The sequence below is a fragment of the Microbacterium alkaliflavum genome, assembly GCF_044325405.1.
GTDB lineage: Bacteria > Actinomycetota > Actinomycetes > Actinomycetales > Microbacteriaceae > Microbacterium > Microbacterium alkaliflavum.
This window is the reverse complement of the sequence record NZ_JBIQWL010000001.1, coordinates 268286-285173: the sequence shown is the minus strand read 5'-3', so window position 1 is coordinate 285173 and position 16888 is coordinate 268286. Positions and strand designations below refer to the sequence as shown.

At 68.3% G+C, this 16888-nt stretch carries 17 protein-coding genes and 1 tRNA gene; 6 read left to right on the top strand and 12 right to left on the bottom strand.

Going from position 1 to position 16888, the window contains the following annotated elements:
• Window positions 1-405: 405 nt before the first annotated feature.
• Together ACH3VR_RS01200 and ACH3VR_RS01195 are read right to left on the bottom strand one after the other, a co-directional pair.
• The gene (locus tag ACH3VR_RS01200) at window positions 406-1251 is read right to left on the bottom strand and encodes a class I SAM-dependent methyltransferase (RefSeq protein ID WP_396638921.1); all 846 of its coding nucleotides are present in this window, start codon (window positions 1249-1251) and stop codon (window positions 406-408) included.
• Between the two features lie 136 nt (window positions 1252-1387).
• On the bottom strand, window positions 1388-2479 hold the full coding sequence (locus tag ACH3VR_RS01195; RefSeq protein WP_396638920.1) for an alpha/beta fold hydrolase: 1092 nt from the start codon (window positions 2477-2479) through the stop codon (window positions 1388-1390).
• A 145-nt stretch (window positions 2480-2624) separates the two neighbouring features.
• On the opposite strand from ACH3VR_RS01195, the gene ACH3VR_RS01190 reads away from it, so the two are divergent.
• The 4 genes from ACH3VR_RS01190 to ACH3VR_RS01175 all read left to right on the top strand — a co-directional run bounded on the left by ACH3VR_RS01190 (window position 2625) and on the right by ACH3VR_RS01175 (window position 4803).
• On the top strand, window positions 2625-2747 hold the full coding sequence (locus ACH3VR_RS01190) for a hypothetical protein (protein WP_396638919.1): 123 nt from the start codon (window positions 2625-2627) through the stop codon (window positions 2745-2747).
• Window positions 2748-2841: 94 nt separating this feature from the next.
• Window positions 2842-3735 carry a tyrosine-type recombinase/integrase gene (locus ACH3VR_RS01185; RefSeq protein WP_396638918.1) on the top strand — a complete coding sequence of 298 codons (894 nt, stop codon included), beginning with the start codon at window positions 2842-2844 and terminating at the stop codon, window positions 3733-3735.
• Window positions 3627-4049: a tyrosine-type recombinase/integrase gene (locus ACH3VR_RS01180; RefSeq protein WP_396638917.1), complete on the top strand. Its 423-nt coding sequence runs from the start codon at window positions 3627-3629 to the stop codon at window positions 4047-4049. Before ACH3VR_RS01185 ends, ACH3VR_RS01180 begins: the two co-directional genes overlap by 109 nt.
• A 211-nt stretch (window positions 4050-4260) precedes the next feature.
• Entirely contained in the window at window positions 4261-4803 is a 543-nt protein-coding gene (locus tag ACH3VR_RS01175) for a hypothetical protein (RefSeq protein ID WP_396638916.1), read from the top strand.
• Window positions 4804-5128: 325 nt separating this feature from the next.
• On the opposite strand, the gene ACH3VR_RS01170 is transcribed toward ACH3VR_RS01175, so the two are convergent.
• The 7 genes from ACH3VR_RS01170 to ACH3VR_RS01140 all read right to left on the bottom strand — a co-directional run bounded on the left by ACH3VR_RS01170 (window position 5129) and on the right by ACH3VR_RS01140 (window position 11585).
• Window positions 5129-5210 (bottom strand) — tRNA-Tyr (locus tag ACH3VR_RS01170).
• Between the two features lie 98 nt (window positions 5211-5308).
• Window positions 5309-6226 carry a PfkB family carbohydrate kinase gene (locus ACH3VR_RS01165; RefSeq protein ID WP_396638915.1) on the bottom strand — a complete coding sequence of 306 codons (918 nt, stop codon included), beginning with the start codon at window positions 6224-6226 and terminating at the stop codon, window positions 5309-5311.
• Complete coding sequence (locus ACH3VR_RS01160) at window positions 6223-6717, bottom strand: FBP domain-containing protein (RefSeq protein ID WP_396638914.1); 495 nt, start codon at window positions 6715-6717, stop codon at window positions 6223-6225. Before ACH3VR_RS01160 ends, ACH3VR_RS01165 begins: the two co-directional genes overlap by 4 nt.
• 88 nt (window positions 6718-6805) lie before the next feature.
• Window positions 6806-7594, bottom strand: a complete 789-nt coding sequence (locus ACH3VR_RS01155) for a hypothetical protein (RefSeq protein WP_396638913.1) — start codon at window positions 7592-7594, stop codon at window positions 6806-6808.
• A gap of 63 nt (window positions 7595-7657) precedes the next feature.
• Complete coding sequence (locus tag ACH3VR_RS01150; RefSeq protein WP_396639636.1) at window positions 7658-8554, bottom strand: sugar ABC transporter permease; 897 nt, start codon at window positions 8552-8554, stop codon at window positions 7658-7660.
• 115 nt (window positions 8555-8669) lie between these two features.
• Window positions 8670-10283: an ABC transporter permease subunit gene (locus tag ACH3VR_RS01145; protein WP_396638912.1), complete on the bottom strand. Its 1614-nt coding sequence runs from the start codon at window positions 10281-10283 to the stop codon at window positions 8670-8672.
• 78 nt (window positions 10284-10361) lie between these two features.
• The gene (locus tag ACH3VR_RS01140) at window positions 10362-11585 is read right to left on the bottom strand and encodes a sugar ABC transporter substrate-binding protein (protein ID WP_396638911.1); all 1224 of its coding nucleotides are present in this window, start codon (window positions 11583-11585) and stop codon (window positions 10362-10364) included.
• A gap of 268 nt (window positions 11586-11853) precedes the next feature.
• On the opposite strand from ACH3VR_RS01140, the gene ACH3VR_RS01135 reads away from it, so the two are divergent.
• A complete protein-coding gene (locus tag ACH3VR_RS01135; RefSeq protein ID WP_396638910.1) occupies window positions 11854-12342 on the top strand; it encodes a YajQ family cyclic di-GMP-binding protein in 489 nt (162 codons plus the stop codon).
• A 37-nt stretch (window positions 12343-12379) separates the two neighbouring features.
• Here the strand turns inward: ACH3VR_RS01135 and ACH3VR_RS01130 are convergent, their stop codons facing one another.
• Genes ACH3VR_RS01130 through ACH3VR_RS01120 form a run of 3 tightly spaced genes read right to left on the bottom strand, consistent with a single transcriptional unit; the run spans window position 12380 to window position 14399 of the window.
• A complete protein-coding gene (locus ACH3VR_RS01130; protein ID WP_396638909.1) occupies window positions 12380-13132 on the bottom strand; it encodes an ABC transporter permease in 753 nt (250 codons plus the stop codon).
• On the bottom strand, window positions 13129-13836 hold the full coding sequence (locus ACH3VR_RS01125; RefSeq protein WP_396638908.1) for an ABC transporter ATP-binding protein: 708 nt from the start codon (window positions 13834-13836) through the stop codon (window positions 13129-13131). Before ACH3VR_RS01125 ends, ACH3VR_RS01130 begins: the two co-directional genes overlap by 4 nt.
• 11 nt (window positions 13837-13847) lie before the next feature.
• A complete protein-coding gene (locus tag ACH3VR_RS01120; RefSeq protein ID WP_396638907.1) occupies window positions 13848-14399 on the bottom strand; it encodes a TetR family transcriptional regulator in 552 nt (183 codons plus the stop codon).
• A 185-nt stretch (window positions 14400-14584) separates the two neighbouring features.
• Between ACH3VR_RS01120 and treS the strand changes: the two genes are divergently transcribed.
• Window positions 14585-16882, top strand: coding sequence for a maltose alpha-D-glucosyltransferase (gene treS / locus ACH3VR_RS01115; RefSeq protein ID WP_396638906.1), 2298 nt, complete (start codon window positions 14585-14587; stop codon window positions 16880-16882).
• Window positions 16883-16888: the final 6 nt, after the last annotated feature.

Genomic DNA, 16888 nt, shown 5'->3' with positions numbered 1-16888 from the left:
CCCACTCTCTGCGGGCCCCCGCCCGCACGCCCATCCTGGCACGCAGAGGTCTCTCCTCGACGGCGGGGCCAGGACGGTGGATGGATGCCGCGACCCGGCGCGCCCGCGGGCCGGACCGGCCCCTCAGACGAGGGGCCGGTCCGGGTGGGTGGCGCGGATCGTGACAGCCCGACGCAGCAACGTGACTGCGCGGCGCGTCAGCGATGCACGCGGTTTCCGTCGGGAGGCGGCGATGGCCGACTGCGCATGGCGTTCGGCCGCCATGCGGCTGAGCTCCCGCTGATCGGGGAGAACGATGGGAAGAGCAAGCATGAAAGGACTGCTTTCGTGAAGAAGTGGGACGGGCGTGTGGGATGCGGTGCGGCCGGGACTGCGGGTCAGCGCGATCCCGGCCGCCATCGGCGATCAGGCGCGGTGGGCCGTCACGAGCAGGTACTCCCAGCCCATGACGCCGTCGTGCAGGAAGCGGTCGCCCAGCGCGGCGAGATCCCCGTCGAGGGCGTCGATCTTCTCGGAGTCGTCCGCGATGTAGCGGTAGACCGCGATCGTGGGGCCGTAGTTCGCCTTGAAGAAGTCGCGGAACTCCGCGCCGCTCGCGAACCGATCGACCCGCAGCGACTGCTGGCTCGCTGCGAATCCGACGGCCCGGTCGCCGAAGAGCGCGCGGACGTGGTCGGCGTGACCCCACAGCGGGGCCGGCGACGATCCGGCCGGCGGCGCGGGAGCGTAGGGCTTCATGACGGCGAACATCTGGCCGATGAAGCCGTCGGGCGTCCAGCTGAGCACCCCGACGCGACCGTTCGGTCGGACGACACGGAGCAGCTCGTCGGCGGCGACCTGGTGATGCGGCGCGAACATGACGCCGATGCACGACATCGCGACGTCGAACTCGGCGTCGGCGAAGGGCAGCGTCTCGGCATCCGCCGTGCGCCAGTCGATCGCGAGACCCTCGGCGTCGGCCGCGGCGCGGCCAACGTCGAGAAGCTCGGGCGTCAGGTCGGTCGCGACGACGTCGGCACCGCGACGCGCAGACGGCATGGCCGAGGTGCCGGTGCCTGCCGCGACGTCGATGACACGCTCGCCCGCGTGCACGTCGATGGTGTCGACGAGGATGCCGCCGAGCGTGCCGACGACCTCGTCGACGACGGTCGGATAGCTTCCGCTCGCCCACATCGCGGCGTGCTTCGCTTTGAGGGCGCGGTCTTCCGGGGTGGCCGTGATGATCGGCCCCGTGGTGGTGGTGGTGGACATTGTTCCTCCCGGTCTTGGGGTTGGTACGGCAACCGTAGGAACGGGGCAGGGGTCCTCACATCGGCGCCGACGCGCAACTTCGGACCGTGCGCGGCCGCGCGGTGGCGGCTGACGCGTAGTCGGCCGGCGCGGGTCGTCAGGCGCGGGAGAGCAGCCGGGCCACCGCGGCGGTGCGGGCCGTCCGGCCCTGGAGGCCGAGCTTCGCGTAGGCGTTCTGCAGATGCCGCTCGACCGTGCGGATCGAGAGCACCAGGACGGCGGCGATCGCCTCGTTGTCGTACCCCTCGGCAGCCAGCCGCAGGATGTCGAGCTCGCGCGGGGACAGGATCGTCGTGATGTCGTCGCCGACGGTCGCGGGCGGCGGCACCACCCGGTCGGCTTCGATGAAGTCGGTCACCTCGCGCAACAGAACGGGCCACGCCGGTTCGTCCTCGAGGACGATGTGGTTGCTGCTCTCGAGCGCGACCAGGCGCGCGCCGCGGATATGCGAGGCGAGGTCACGGGCGTGGGAGAAGCCGTTCATGCGGTCGCCACGGCTGTGGAGGACGAGCGTCGGCACGTCGATCTCGGGGAGGCGTGCGCTCGCGTCGATGATCTGGCGCTGCGCGCGCGAGATGACCGCAGTCTCGGTGTCGCAAGCCATCTGCTGGAGGTCGTCGAGCCAGCGCATCTGCTCCTCGGTGCCGTCCGGGATCATCATGCTGCTGAACACGCGCCGGAACTCCGAGCCAGGCCGCGCCCAGCCCACCCGGATGAGCGCCTCGAAGGCGGCGTACATCTCGAGCTCTTGCTGAGTGGCCGCGGCATGCGCACCCGCATAGCTCCCGTAGAACATGAGCCGGGTGAGCCGTTCGGGATGCCGCACCGCATACTCGATCGCGACCGGTCCGCCCTGCGCCATGGCCATGAGCGCGAACCGTTCGAACCCGGCATCGTCCGCGACGGCCTCGAGATCGGCGACGCGTGCTTCAAGCCCGTGGTCGGTGACATTCCGATCCGACAAGCCGTGGCCGCGCTCGTCGTAGCGGATGACGGTCGCGACGCGGCCCATCCCTTCGAGGAAGTGACGCCAGACCGGACTCTGCCAGTCGAACTGCAGGTGGCTCAGCCAGCACGCGTCGATGAGCAGCGGCGGCCCCGCCCCGTGGACGGCGTACGCGATCCCGACCCCGTCCGCAGATCGCGCAAAACGGATGTCCTGCACCACGTCCGTCTCGAACGTCGCCACGCGGTCATTGTAGGAGCAGGCATCCAGACCCGCACCCGAATCCCCGAACCCCGGCCCGTCATCGTGTACTAAACGAGCACATCGCTCCCTCTTTCGCAGTGAGTCCCAGAACTGTCCGGGGCCATGACCGAGAAGGGAGCAGGAGATGATGCTCGACCCAGGCAACGCCCAGACCTGGACGGTCATGAGTCAGACGACGGCCCCCGAGCGCGTGATGCTCGCATTCCTGAGCCTCTTCACGATTCTCAGCCGCCGGCGCTCCGCCTGACCTCCGCCGCGGGGCCCCTCAGAGACCAGAAAAGCCCAGGTAAGGGGCTTTTCTTGATTGGTGGCGAGTGAGGGATTCGAACCAAGGAGCAGTGATGGCACACGTTCGAGAAGTGCCCCGCCAGGGTGGAATCGCCTACGAGGCGCGTTGGAAGGGCACCAACGGCAAATTCCGCCAGCGCACCTTCACCGTCAAGCGCGAGGCCGAGCGCTTCGCCTTGAAGGTGGAGAACGAGCTTGCAGACGGGCAATCCACCGACGCGCTCGTAAAGAACGCCAAGAAGTTCCAGGAGGTTGCACAGCCGTCACTGGACGCCAGCACGCGCCTCAAGCCGAAGACCCGGCGCGGCTACGAGGACGCCTACAAGCTGCACATCTACCCGGCGTTCGGCGACCGGCGCATCAACACCATCACGTCGCTCGACGTAGAGGCGTGGATGGCCGATCTCGAGAACAAGACCTCCGAGCACACCGGTCAGCCGCTCTCCGCAAGCACTCGACGGGGCATCGTCATCGCGCTGTCCAAGGCATTTCGGTACGCGCTCAAGCACCGGCTCATTTCCGCAAATCCCTGCGCCGTCATCGACAAGCCGACCGTTGTCCGCGAGGAGCCGGTGTTCCTGACGCCTGGACAGATGGGCGGCATCCTCACGGTGCTGGAGGAGCGCGAGCCGGTCTATGCACTCGTCGCCCGGTTTGCGGCCTACACCGGATTGCGCCCCGGCGAACTGGAGGCCCTGCGCATCCGCGATATCAACCACCTTCTTCGCATGTCGAGGTTCGCCGACAGGCGCAGTACATCGCGGGCGAGGGCTCGAGCTACGCCACGCCCAAGTCGGCCAAGTCCGTCCGCGACGTGCCCCTGTCGCCCAGCCTTCTCATGGCGGTCCGCGAGCACATCGCCCAGCACCCGTACCGCGGCGACCCCGACGCGCTCCTGTGGCCAGGGAGGCGCAAGGGTGGCGCTCCCGGCCAGCGCGCGCCGCTGAGCTACGACCACCCGTTCCGCCACGAGTCCGTCTACAAGAGCTACGTGCTCCCGGCGATGGTCGCCGCGGGCGTCGAGCCTGCTGTCTGGTACGCCTTCCGGCACTACTTCGCGAGCGCCTGTGCAGCCGGGGGCTACAGCATCCATGACGTGGCGAAGTGGATGGGTTACGCGAATATCAACGTGACCTACAGCACGTACATGCACCTGTTCACCGACCACCAGGACATGGCCGGTCTGGACGCCATCGCGTCCGCCGCGCCCGCCCGTCCCATTCCAACCCTCATCGCCCGCGAGCGGCGGCTGGGCTCGTAGGCGGGTCCACCTGCGCTGTACAGCCATTTCCCTGTTGCAGTGTCGGAGGGCGGGTGTATGATCCCGCGCCGCACCATACACATACATGTGTGTAAAGAAACCCGACAAAATGTTGAGGTTCGTTGTCCACTTATCGGGGACAGGCAGACCGACACGCCGAAGTGGACCCCAACACTTGAGTTGTGTCGGGTCGTGTGTCACACTCTTGGTTATGGAAGACGACCAGCTCCGCGAGACGCTCGCAACGCTCCGCAATGAGCGACGCGGCGCAGAGGCGCGCGCGTCTGCTCTGCAGGAAGAGCTCACGGAAGTAGGCAAGCGGCTGATCCACCTGAAGCGCGCGGTCGAGAGCATCGAGGCACTCCTCGGCGAGATGAGCGAGGAGGATCAGGAGATCCTGAGCATGCTCACCGACGACGAGGAGCCGCGCCCCGCCAGTATGCGCGAGGTTGACTTCACGAACACACCAGACGTCATCGTCTCGCCTCGCAAGCGCGTTCCCTCAACCGACTGGGTCGCTGAGGTCGTGGAGGCCATCGGACAGCCCGCTGATCGCGACACCATCTTCGAGAAGTTCGAAGAGTTGAAGGGCATCCCGGAATCGTGGAACGCCAATCCCCGTAACTCCTTCAACAACGCTCTCGGGCGTGCTGTCGAGCGCGGGATGGTCCTGAAGGTCAACGACAACGAGTTCGTGTCGAAGGATTGGGACCCCTTCGGCACCTACCTTCACCGCAAGGACGAGGAGTCGTGATGCCTAGGTAGGTTTCGACCGAGGTCTACAAATCGCCGGACGCGGTGATCTCGGTCTACCGGCTCAACGGGAATTGCCGTTCCCCTGAGTCGCAGCCTCGGTGGAGGTACAGGCCTGCGCCGGCCTGAGGGTGGGTGAGAACCTCCCCGGAGTCTACGGTCTGACGAGACCGCGGACAAGCGCCGAGAGGGGCTATCCACACGGATAGCCCCTCTCGCTTGTCTTCACCGGAGGGGTTCCGGAGGGGATGCGCTCGGCAAGTCCCACCAACGCCAGAGGCCCGGGCTCTCGTCTTCCTGCGAGATTCCGGGCCTCTTCTGGTTCGTGGCGAGTGAGGGATTCGAACCCCCGAAGTCTAAGACGGCTGATTTACAGTCAGATCCCTTTGGCCGCTTGGGTAACTCGCCAGTGCGCGCCCGCCCGGCTTGTACAGTCGACCGGAGGCGCGATTGTCGATCTTACCCTTGATCGGCGGTGGTCAGAAATCGAGCCGGTGAGACGGCTCTCACGTGCCGATCCGGTCGAGGTCGATGTCTTCCACGGCTGCGGGCAGCCGCAGCAGCGCGCCCTCGAATCGACAGGTGGCCGCCGCGACATCCATCGCGTGCTCGAGCAGAGCGGCCCAGGCGTCGGCGTCGTCGGGAAAGCCGTCGAGGAGCCCCGCGACGGTCGTCGCGAAGGCGGCATCCCCTCCTCCCATCGTGTCGACGATGCGGCCGGGCAGCGACGAGATCGGGCGCGTCACGATCGCGGAGCCTGCCTCGATCGCGGCGCCCGCGGAACCCTGTGTCGCGAGCACGGCGTCGACGCCGAGATCGACGAGCCGCGCGCGCAGGGCGTCGAGCGGTTCGCCATAGAGCAGAGCCGCGTCGTCCTCCCCCACCTTCACGAGTGCCGCCCCCGCGGCGAGCGCCTCGAACCCGCGGACGAACTCGGCGCGGTCGCTCAGCATGCCCGAGCGCGGGTTGGGGTCGATCGCGAGCGGGGTGCCGGCATCCCGTACCGCCTCGGCGAACTCGAGGGTCTGCGCGATGTCGTCGAAGGGGAAGCAGCTCACGACGACGAAGGGCGCCTCGGCCATCGCCGCGCGCTCGGCCTCCCCGAACCGCACGCGCCGCTTCTGCGCCGCCTCGTTGAAGACGTAGGTCGGCTCGCCGCCGCCGGAGCGCGTGCTCACCGCCCGCGACGAGCCGTGCAGCGACGGCGTCGCGAGCAGTTCGACGCCGAAGTCCCGCAGGTACGTGCGGATGTGGTCGCCCGCCTCGTCGTCGCCGACCATCGCGATCAGGGTCGCGGGCACCCCGAGACGGCCGAGCCCGACCGCCACGTTGAGCGCCGCGCCGCCGACGAACTCGCGCACGCCGCTGTCGTCGCGCAGCTCGTCGATGAGGGCGTCGCCGACGACGACGACCGGCGCGGTCACGCGGCGGCTCCCTCGAGCACGCGCTCGACGAACGCCTCGGTGCGCCGCCTCGTGCCGTCGATCTTGAGGTCGACGCTGCCGCGCACCTCGCTCGGCGCGAGCGGGGCGGCGAGTCGCACGTTCTCGTGGCACGACAGGTCACGGCAGATGTAGGTGCCCACGCTGTCGCCGTGGTGACCGGCCATGCCGGCCTTGCGCGCGGTGAACAGCGTCACCTGATCTGCGGGCTGCATCGTATGGCAGAGGTTGCACATCGCCGATCGCGCGCGGGGATTTCCGTCGGCGGCGCGGAGTACGACGCCCGTGGGCTCGCCCTCGACCTCGGCGATGAGGTAGCCGCGGCCTCTTGTGCGCGGGTCGCGCCAGGCGAAGAAGTCGAGGTGGTCCCAATCCGTCAGCAGGAAGTCGGCCGGCAGCGCGACCAGCTTCAAGTCGTCGGGGCCGGCATTCACGAACGTCGCACGGACATCGTCCTCGGTCAACGGGCGCATAGATCCTCCTCGCCGTGGGCGTCCCCAGTTTACGAAACGCCTCCCGCGGCGGAAGAGAGGATGCTTGATCCGCCGTGCGACGGTATCCTCAGCGCCAGCCGAGCCGGGCCGCGACGGCATCCGCGGCTGCGGTGGGGAATTCCGTCCATCCGGGCTCCAGCTCGGACCGGGCCATCACGAACAGTGCACACGCCGCCTCCTCGACGGGCTGCGCGATGGCGGCGGCGATGGCGGCCGACCAGTCCGGGAAGTCCTGCTCGAACCGCCGCATCGGGTCGATCGTGTCGCGAGCGCTCGTCGACCGCGCGGACAACCGGGCGCGCACGACCCGCACGAGCAGCCGCACCGCCCAGCCCCGCACGAAGTCGCTGCCGTTGAGCACCTCGCCCCGGCGAGCGCGTCCCGCGCCGATGAGCAGCTTGACGAGCACGAGCCTCATGTCGTTGGCCGGGTCGAAGGCGTCGCCCGCGGCCGCGCGGATGCGCGATTCGTCGATCAGCCGGGCGACGGTCCCCTCGTCGTCATCGACCGCGACGGTGGCCGCCTCGGCGAGGGCGCCGTCGAGCTCGGCGGCATCCGAGAAGGCGAACTCGAAGACGTGGCCGTCGTCGTACACCGCGACGAAGCCGATCTCTCCCTCGCGTGCGGTCAGCACGAGCCGATCCTGGTCGGGCAGCCAGGAGAGGTCGGGGCGCAGCATCCGTCCCGCTCCTTCTCGTGTGATCGCGAAGAAGTCGTGGTCCGACCATTCGTCGCGCCGGCCGGCGGCCTCGTCCGAGGCGGAGCCGAGCAGCACGAGGCCCGCGAACCCGGGTCGCCCCCGCACGCCCTCGGCCAGACCTCGGCTCAGAGCCTCGAAACGCTCCGGTGTCGCCATGGCACTCCCTCGTCGATGGAGAGGGGATGCCCCGACCCGAGGCATCCCCTCCCGATGGTTTCGTCAGCCCTTCGTGGCGCCCGCCGTGAGCCCGCCGACGATGTACTTCTGCAGGAGAAGGAACACGATGACGACAGGGATCGCGGCCATGACGGCGCCTGCGGAGAAGGCCGACCAGTCGGCGTAGCGCGGGTTCGACACGAGCTTGGTGAGACCGACCACGAGGGTCTGCTTCTCCGGATCGATCAGCAGGACGCTCGCGATCATGTACTCGTTGATGAGGCCGATGAACGACAGCAGGCCGACGACGGCGAGGATCGGCGCGACGAGGCGCAGGATGATCGTGAAGAAGATGCGCGCGTGGCCCGCGCCGTCGATCTTCGCCGCCTCGTCGAGTTCACGCGGGATCGTGTTGAAGAACCCGTACATCAGGTACGTGTTGACCCCCAGCGCGCCACCGAGGTAGATGAGGATCAGACCGCTCAGCGTGTTCAGCCCGATCGCGGGGAACCAGTCGCTGATCGCGCTGAACATGAGGAAGATCGCGACGACGGCGAGCATCTGCGGGAACATCTGCACCACGACGATCGTGATGAGGCCGACGCGGCGCCCGCTGAAGCGCATGCGCGAGAAGGCGTAGGCCGCGAGCGCGCCGATGAGGACCATCGAGAATCCGGTGACCAGCGCGACGATCATCGTGTTCAGGAACCACTGTGCGTACGGCACCTGTGGGTTGGTCAGGATGCGCACGTAGCTGTCGAGGCTGACCGATGAGAAGAGCTGGTTGCTCCCGGTCAGCGTGCCGTTGGCGTTCAGCGACGCCGACAGCACGTACACGAGCGGGAAGATCGCGAAGATCGACCCCACGATCGCGACGACGTGGCGCCAGCCCGTGTCGCGGAACCACTTTCCGAACGGGCGTCGGCGCGACGGAGCCTCGGGCGCCGGCGACCACGCCATTCCGCTCACCGATGTCTCGAACTGTTCGGCGGTCCCGCCTGCGGCAACGGCGAGGGTCGCGGTCCGGGCGACGGTGTCGTCGGGGTGAGCGAGACGGTTCTGGGATTCAGACATGTCAGTTCAGCTCCTCGAGAGCCTTGGTCCTGCGGAAACTGATCACGGCGATGACGGCCACGACGATGAAGATGAGGATCGTGAACGCCGAGGCGAGTCCGTAGTCGCGGTTCTGCCCCGTGAAGGCCACCTTGTAGACCATCGAGATCAGAAGATCGGTGTGGCCCACGGGGATCGTCGCGTCCTCGAACCTCGGCCCGCCCCCGGTGAGCATGTAGATGAGGTTGAAGTTGTTGAAGTTGAACGCGAACGACGCGATGAGGATCGGCGCCACCGTCACGAGCAGCAGCGGCAGCTTGATGCGGCGGAAGATCTGCCAGGGGCTGGCGCCGTCCATGACACCGGCCTCATTGACCTCCTCGGGGATGCCCTGCAGCGCGCCCATGCACACCAGGAACATGTAGGGGAACCCGAGCCAGAGGTTGACCAGGAGCACCGAGAACTTCGCCATCACCGGGTCGGTGAGCCAGGGGATCTCGGCCCCGCCGAGCAGCACCTGGTTGATGAAGCCGAAGCTCTTGTTCATCATGCCCGCCCACACCAGCGCACCGAGGAACGCCGGGAACGCGTACGGCAGGATCAGCATGATCCGGTAGCCGTTCTTGAACCGCATGCGCTTGTTCTGGAACAGCATCGCGAACAGCAGCCCGAGGAAGAACGTCGAGGCGACGGAGACGATGGCGAACACGAAGGTCCACAGGGTGACGGCGATGAGCGGTCCGCGGATCGACGCGTCGGTGATCGCCCGCACGAAGTTGTCGAAGCCGACGAAGACCTGCCAGCCCGGCAGCAGCTGCTCGCCCGACTCCGACGTGAAGGCTCCCTCCCCCGTGTCGGCGTAGACGGTCCCAGTGGCACTGTCGGTCATCGTGTCGGCGTCCGCGTCGTACATCAGGGTCGACGTGTACAGGTAGCCCTTCTGGCCGTCCTGGGTGCGGATCGCACCGTCGTTGGGGTCGCTGCTGTACGGCACGGCGAGCTGCTCGACCTCTTTGCTGCGCCCGAGCACCTCGGCGAAGGTCAGCGTGGTCCAGCCATCCACGGCGACGGCCTTGCCGGCCTCCATCGTGGCGTCGACGGGTTCGAGCGGCTTCAGGTTGGTGCCGAGGGACGCCTCGCCGTCGGTCGGATCGGTGACCAGGAGGCCCAGCTCGCCGACCCGCTCGACGACGGTCACCTCATACGTCGGCGAATCCTCGACGCGGACGAGCGAGGACCGCATGAGCGAGGCGATCGCCTGGTCCTTCGAGCCGTTGTGTCCCGTGCCGTAGTTGGTGAAGCCGATGTAGGCGGTGTAGGTGAGCGTGAAGATCTGGAAGACGACGAGCAGGATGATGCCCGGTGTCAGGTATTTCGCCGGGATGGTGCGGCGCGAGAAGTAGATCCAGTTGACGAGGATCGTGACCGCCGAAACCAGCGTCAGCACGAGCCACTCGTTGTGCAGGAAGAGCACGAAGACGGCGTAGAGCGCGACGGCGTCGACGATCGCGAGCAGTGCGATCTTCAGCGCCACCCAGCGCAGCCTGCCGCCGGCCGCATCGGCGATCCGCGCGGCGCCGCGCTCGCGTGGGGTCGGCGTCTTCTCGGCCGTCTCGGCCTGGAGGGTGTCGGTCATGGAACGTCCTCGAGATCGGGACCGGGACGGATGCCGCGGCATCCGTCCCGGTCGCCTGTCACGGTTGGGAACCGCTGATTACTTGATGGCCGCGCTCACGTCGTCGACGAGCTTCTGCCAGGTCGCCGTCGGGTCGGCGCCGTTGATGATGGCCGCCTCGGCGATGCCCCAGTACTGCCAGACGGAGCCCATGGCCGGGATCGCCGGCATCGGGACGGCGTCGGCGCCGACGGCCTGGAAGCCGGCGATGATCGGGTCGGAAGCGGCCGTGTCGGCAGCGACCTTGAGGGCGGGCAGCACGTGGCCGGCCTTGAACAGCTCGAGCTGGACGTCTTCGGTGCCGATGTAGTTGACGAGGAAGTCGTTCGCGGCGACCTTGTTGTCGGACTCCGAGCTCACGAAGAACCCCTTGACGCCCGCGAACGGCTGGGCGGGAGAGCCCGTCGGGCTCGGGATCGGGTCGATCGCGACGTTGATGCCGGCGTCGGTGGCGGTGCCCACGTTCCACGGGCCGGTCAGCCAGAAGGCTGCCTCGCCGGCGAGGAACTTGGTCTTCGCGATGTCGCCGTCGATGTCGGTGTTGAAGTTGCCGGCGGCGCCCTGCGCGCCCAGCCAGTTCGCGAACTCGAAGCCGCCCGGGTCGCCCATCTTGAGGTCGGTCGGGTCGTAGTTGCCCTCGGCGTCGGTGCCGAAGACGGGGGCGCCGAACGCCGTCTGGAACGGGTACAGGTGGTACGGGTTGCCCTCGGTCCCCTGCTCGACCACGAACGGCGTGGCGAGGCCCGCGGCCTTGCCCTTGCTGATCATGTCGTCGAAGCTCGTGGCCGGCTCGGCGATGATGTCGGCGTTGCGGAGGATCGCGATGTTCTCCACGGCGTACGGGAGCATGTACGTCGTGCCATCGTAGGTCGAGGCCTGGAGGGCGACCGGGAGGTAGCCGTCTGCACTGTCGCCGAGCTCGATCGGAGCCACGACGCCGTTGGTCGACAGCTCGCCGAGCCAGTCGTGCGCACCCATGACGACGTCGGGGCCCTTGCCCGTCGGTGCCTGCTGGATGAAGTCGTCCTTGATCTTGCTGACGTCCTTGCCGACGAGGTCGACCTTGACGCCGGTCTTCTCGGTGTAGGCGTCAGCGGCGCCCTTGAGCGCGTCGACGCGCTCGGAGTCGACCCACACGGTCAGCGCGGTCGCGTCGGAGTCGGTCGCCTTCGTGTTGGATGCGCTTCCCGCGCAGCCGGCGAGCCCGACCGTGACGGCGATGACGCCACCGAGTGCGAGCCAGCTCTTCTTGTTCACCTTCATCGGTGCATGCCTCTCTGGAGTGCTGGGAGTGAGTCGGCCGCGTTGCCGAATCGCGGCGTCGCGGGTTCTGGGACTCGATGCTTGCCCGGTATGCAAGCGCTTACATTGTTATCACGCTGGATCGTGACGTCAAGCACGGAGTTCCGCATTCGATATGCGTTCGTGATCTAGAACGGTCCGGCAAGCGCTTCCAATTGGCGATTCTTGTAAACGCTTGCACCGATTTTCGTCAGGGCGGGGCCCGGGATGCCGCGACTAGACTCCCCGCATGGCTGATTCCTCGTTCGACATCGTCTCCAAGATCGACAAGCAGGAGGCCGACAACGCCCTCAACCAGGCGCACAAAGAGGTCGAGCAGCGCTACGACTTCAAGGGCACCGACGCCTCCATCGCGTGGAGCGGCGAGCAGATCCTCATCAAGGCGAACAGCGAGGAGCGCGCGAAGGCCGTGCTCGACGTCTTCCAGTCGAAGCTCATCAAGCGCGGCATCTCGCTGAAGTCGCTCGACTCGGGCGAGCCGGTCGCGAGCGGCAAGGAGTACCGCATCGTCTCCTCGCTCAAGGAGGGCATCTCGCAGGAGAATGCCAAGAAGATCGGCAAGATCATCCGCGACGAGGGCCCCAAGTCGGTGAAGTCGCAGATCCAGGGCGACGAACTGCGCGTGCAGTCGAAGAGCCGCGACGACCTCCAGGAAGTGCAGCGGCTCCTCAAGGCGGCCGACCTCGACGTCGATCTCCAGTTCGTCAACTACCGCTGACGCGAGGGCTCGACCCCCTGCCCAGTGGCGGCTGGGGTCAGCGGTCGAGTTGGAGTCGCCGCCAGGACCAGACGGTGAGTGCGATCCAGATGGCGCCGAACGGCAGCACCAGCATCGTCTGCGGGAAGGTCGCCAGCCGCCCGTCGGACATCGCCCACAGCGCAGGCGCGGCCAGCGGCATCCATCCTCCGACGCCTGCGAGCACGGAGAACTGGGCGATGACGATGAGCGCGATCGCGACGCCGATGCCGGCGAGCACGGAGCGGCCGAGCGTGGCCGCCCACGCGACAGGCGTTGCGAGAATCGTGCCGAGAAGCGCGAGGACGCCGATCCGTGCGAGCCCGTCCAGCGTCGCGCTGTCAGGTGATCCGAGCCCGAGGATCAGACCCGTTCCGAGCAGCAGGAGCGGGAGGATGATCGCGACAGCCACGGCCCACGATGCGTAGGCGAGGAGCTTCGCCGTCGCGATCTGCGCACGTCCGACGGGCAGCGCGAACAGTCCGTGCACGGCGCGGTCGGTGAACTCGCGGCCGAACATCCAGGCCAGGACGATGGCGAATCCGGCCAGGCCGCCCGCCGCGGTGATCTGGGTCGCGGCGGCGAGGAAGCCGTGCCAGTCCGGGGTGGCGTCGGGCCCGAGCTTCGCGACGACCTCGGTTCTGCCCGCACGCGTCGCGACGAGCATCGCCGCGGAGAGCGCGACGATCCCGACGAGGACCGCCGTCGTCGCGACGCGCCCGACCAGGGACCTGCGCAGCTTCAGCAGCTCGGCACGGACCGCGGTGATCATGGCAGCCTCGCCTGGTCGTCGCGCAGGACGGTGTCGAAGAAGAGTCGCTCCAGGTCGGCTTCGTGCGGGGCGAGCTCGCCGATCAGTCGGCCCGCGTTCATGACCACGATGCGATCGGCGATGCGGGCGACCTCGTCGAGGTGGTGACTGCTGACCAGGATGCCGGCCCCCGCGCCCGCGCGGGAGCGGAGCGTCTCGCGCAGCACGATCACGCCCGCCGGGTCGAGGGCGTTGGTCGGCTCGTCGAGCACGACGATCGTCGGCTCGTGCTGCAGTGCCGCGGCAAGCCCGACGCGCTGCGCATTGCCCATCGAGAGGGTCCGGATGCGGCGATGCTCGTACTTTGCGAGCGCGAAGGTCTCGATCGCGGCGTCGATGCGGGGCGCAGACCGCGGACCGCCGCGGAGGGCGAGGTTCATCTCGAGCACCTCACGCACGGTCAGCTCGCCGTAGGCGAGCGGCGCCTCGACGAGATGTCCGACCCGGGCCCAGGTCGCCGCGTCCACGTCCCGAAGCGGGGTGCCGTCGATCTCGCTCTGCCCGGAGTCGGGTCGCAGCATGCCCAACTGCAGTCTCATGAGGGTCGTCTTCCCCGCGCCGTTCAGCCCGACGAGGGCCACGATCTCGCCGAACCCGATCTGCAGATCGACCTGCTCTACACCGGCGCCACCCCGGAACAGCCGAGTGACCGAGCGCAGCGCCATCGCCGACGCGTTCACGCGTCAGCGCCCCGAAGCGTGGAGGTGGCGATGCCGATCGCATCGCCCAGAGTCGCCGTCTCGTCCACGGCCCAGGCCAGCAGAGCCGCGTTCAGCGCCGCGACCGTCGCCGACGCGGCCACCGCCGCGCGAACGCGATCGGTCCCCCGCGCTCGAAGCGCGTCGCCGATCGCCTCCTCCGTGGCCAGGCTGTTGCGCGCGAGGGCAGCCCGAAGCGACGGGGTCTGCGCGACGATGCGGAGCCGCTCACGCACGGCAGCGGCATCCGGCTCGGGAAGGGACCGCCATGCCTCCAGCACGCCGGCCGCCGCAGCCGCCAATGGCCCGAGATCCGCGCCCTGCCGCGCGATCGCCTCGCCGATGACGGGGTCGTACGGGTCGTCGACGAGCACGGAGTCCTTCGTCGGGAAGTAGCGGAAGAACGTCATCTCCGTCACCCCCGCGCGCTGGGCGATGGCCGCAGCGGTCGTCGCCTCGAAGCCCCGCTCCGCGAACAGCTCGAGCGCCGCGCGCAGCAGCGCGCTCCGGGTCTTCTCCGTTCCGGCCACGGTCTGATGTTAGTCACTAACATCACGCACGGCAAGCTCCCGTCTTCGCGATCGGTGGACGGCTTCCGGCGTCAGCCTCGGATGGGCCCCGGACCGCTGAACTGCGCAAGCCGACCCCATAATCGTTCCGACAGGTGTGCACCAGTCCCCTCGCGGCGGGACGGGGCGCTGTCTACCGTGGAGGCATGGCGCGTGATGAGCAGTTGCCGGAGGAGCTCTACACCGGCCCCATCGACCTGGCGGGACTGACGGTACTCGAGGGCGAGGAGACCGACCTCGAAACCCCGGAGATCAGCTACGACGAGCAGCGGTATCCCGCGCGACCGCGTCGATTGCGCCCGCGTGACAACCTGCGCGCGAGCAGCCTGCGTCGCATCCGGACCGACCCGCGCACGGCGAACGGCACGAACCCGTCCTACGTCGAGTGGCTCGTGCGCCAGTCGATGCTCAAGGATGCCGACATCCTCGCCCGCCCGCTGGCCGGACAGCCGTCGATGTGGCGCCACGCGTATGCGCGCCCCGATTCCCGGCGCGCCATCGCGACGAGCGACGCGTGGTTCACGGCCTACCCGATCTCACTCATCACGCGGCCCGGGCAGTCGTTCCTGGCCGCCCTCGGGGACGAGGAGCTGTGGTCGGTGTTCGAGCGCATCGGCATCAGTGCGATCCACACCGGTCCCGTCAAGCGCGCCGGCGGCATCGCCGGATGGCTCGACACGCCCAGCGTCGACGGGCACTTCGACCGCATCAGCACGCAGATCGACCCCGCCTTCGGGACGGAGGACGAGTTCCGAACGCTGTGCGACGTCGCGGACGCGCACGGCGGAAGCGTCATCGACGACATCGTGCCCGGGCATACCGGCAAGGGCGCCGACTTCCGACTGGCCGAGATGGGGTTCAAGGACTACCCCGGGATCTACCACATGATCGAGATCCCGCCGGAGGATTGGATGCTGCTCCCCGACGTGCCCGACGGCGTCGACAGCGTCAACCTCGACGCCGCGACCGAGCACGAGCTCGCAGAGCGCGGCTACATCATCGGCGCCCTCCAGCGCGTGATCTTCTACACCCCGGGCGTCAAGGAGACGAACTGGAGCGCCACGGCACCCGTCATCGGCCCCGACGGCGTCACACGCCGGTGGGTCTACCTGCACTACTTCAAGCAGGGCCAGCCCTCGATCAACTGGCTCGATCCCACCTTCGCGGGCATGCGCCTCGTGATCGGCGACGCGCTGCACTCGCTCGGCGACCTCGGCACGAGCGCGCTGCGCCTCGACGCCAACGGGTTCCTCGGCGTGGAGAAGAGCGCCGAGGGCCTTCCCGCGTGGTCGGAAGGGCATCCCCTCTCCCACGCGGCGAACCACATCATCGCCGGCATGGTGCGCAAGGTCGGGGGCTTCACCTTCCAGGAGCTCAACCTCACGATCGAGGACATCCGCGACACCGGTGCCGTCGGAGCCGATCTCTCCTACGACTTCATCGGGCGCCCCGCCTACCACCACGCGCTCGCCACCGGACAGACCGAGTTCCTCCGGCTCGCGCTCAACCAGTCTCTCCAGCTCGGCGTGCAGCCCGTGCAGCTCGTGCACGGACTGCAGAACCACGACGAGCTCACCTACGAGCTCGTCCACTGGGCCACGCGACACGGGGACGAGGCCTTCCCCTTCCGCGGGCGCGAGATCTCGGGCAGCCAGCTCGCCGAGGAGGTGCGCGCCGACCTGACCGAGAGCCTCACCGGCACGACGGACTACAACCGCGTCTTCACCCAGAACGGCATCGCCTGCACGACGGCGTCCCTCATCGCGGCGACGCGCGGGATCGCCCGACTCGACGACATCATGGACGAGGATGTGTCCGCCATCCGCGATGCGCACCTGCTGCTCTCCGCCTACAACGCGTGGCAGCCGGGGGTCTTCGCGCTGTCGGGCTGGGATCTCACGGGCATGCTCACCATCCCGGGCGACGAGGTCGCGGACCTCATCCGCGCCGGCGACACCCGGTGGATCGAGCGCGGAGCGCACGATCTGCTCGACGCCGACCCGAGCGCGACGCGCTCCGCGGCGGGCATGCCGCGCGGGCGCTCGCTCTACGGCACGCTTCCCGAGCAGCTCGACGATCCCGCATCCTTCGCATCCCGGCTCGCCGCCATCCTCGGCCTGCGGCGCGAGCACGGCATCGCGACGGCGTCGCAGGTCGACATCCCCGAGGTGGCGCACGCGGGGATGCTCGTGCTCGTCCACAGCCTCGACGACGGCGACGCGCGCGCTGAGGCGCCCATGCAGGTGACGGTGCTGAACTTCTCGCCCGAGCCGACGGAGGGCACGGTGCGGTCGGAGCAGCTCGTGCCCGGGAGCATCGTCATGGATGCCGCGTCTGGCGACGAGATCGGCCGCGTCGACGACCTCCAGAGCTTCTCGGTCTCACTGGGGGCCTACGGGGCGATGTTCCTCCTCCTCCAGTCCCCGGAGACGGTGGAGGAGTAGCTCGCA

Excerpts from the sequence above, each read along its gene's own strand:
- ACH3VR_RS01200 (WP_396638921.1), bottom strand. The coding sequence starts at position 1,251 with ATGTCCACCACCACCACCACGGGGCCGATCATCACGGCCACCCCGGAA.
- ACH3VR_RS01190 (WP_396638919.1), top strand. The coding sequence starts at position 2,625 with ATGATGCTCGACCCAGGCAACGCCCAGACCTGGACGGTCATGAGTCAG.
- ACH3VR_RS01185 (WP_396638918.1), top strand. The coding sequence starts at position 2,842 with ATGGCACACGTTCGAGAAGTGCCCCGCCAGGGTGGAATCGCCTACGAG.
- ACH3VR_RS01180 (WP_396638917.1), top strand. The coding sequence starts at position 3,627 with ATGGCGGTCCGCGAGCACATCGCCCAGCACCCGTACCGCGGCGACCCC.
- ACH3VR_RS01175 (WP_396638916.1), top strand. The coding sequence starts at position 4,261 with ATGGAAGACGACCAGCTCCGCGAGACGCTCGCAACGCTCCGCAATGAG.
- ACH3VR_RS01160 (WP_396638914.1), bottom strand. The coding sequence starts at position 6,717 with ATGCGCCCGTTGACCGAGGACGATGTCCGTGCGACGTTCGTGAATGCC.
- ACH3VR_RS01155 (WP_396638913.1), bottom strand. The coding sequence starts at position 7,594 with ATGGCGACACCGGAGCGTTTCGAGGCTCTGAGCCGAGGTCTGGCCGAG.
- ACH3VR_RS01150 (WP_396639636.1), bottom strand. The coding sequence starts at position 8,554 with ATGGCGTGGTCGCCGGCGCCCGAGGCTCCGTCGCGCCGACGCCCGTTC.
- ACH3VR_RS01145 (WP_396638912.1), bottom strand. The coding sequence starts at position 10,283 with ATGACCGACACCCTCCAGGCCGAGACGGCCGAGAAGACGCCGACCCCA.
- ACH3VR_RS01140 (WP_396638911.1), bottom strand. The coding sequence starts at position 11,585 with ATGAAGGTGAACAAGAAGAGCTGGCTCGCACTCGGTGGCGTCATCGCC.
- ACH3VR_RS01135 (WP_396638910.1), top strand. The coding sequence starts at position 11,854 with ATGGCTGATTCCTCGTTCGACATCGTCTCCAAGATCGACAAGCAGGAG.
- ACH3VR_RS01130 (WP_396638909.1), bottom strand. The coding sequence starts at position 13,132 with ATGATCACCGCGGTCCGTGCCGAGCTGCTGAAGCTGCGCAGGTCCCTG.
- ACH3VR_RS01125 (WP_396638908.1), bottom strand. The coding sequence starts at position 13,836 with ATGGCGCTGCGCTCGGTCACTCGGCTGTTCCGGGGTGGCGCCGGTGTA.
- treS (WP_396638906.1), top strand. The coding sequence starts at position 14,585 with ATGGCGCGTGATGAGCAGTTGCCGGAGGAGCTCTACACCGGCCCCATC.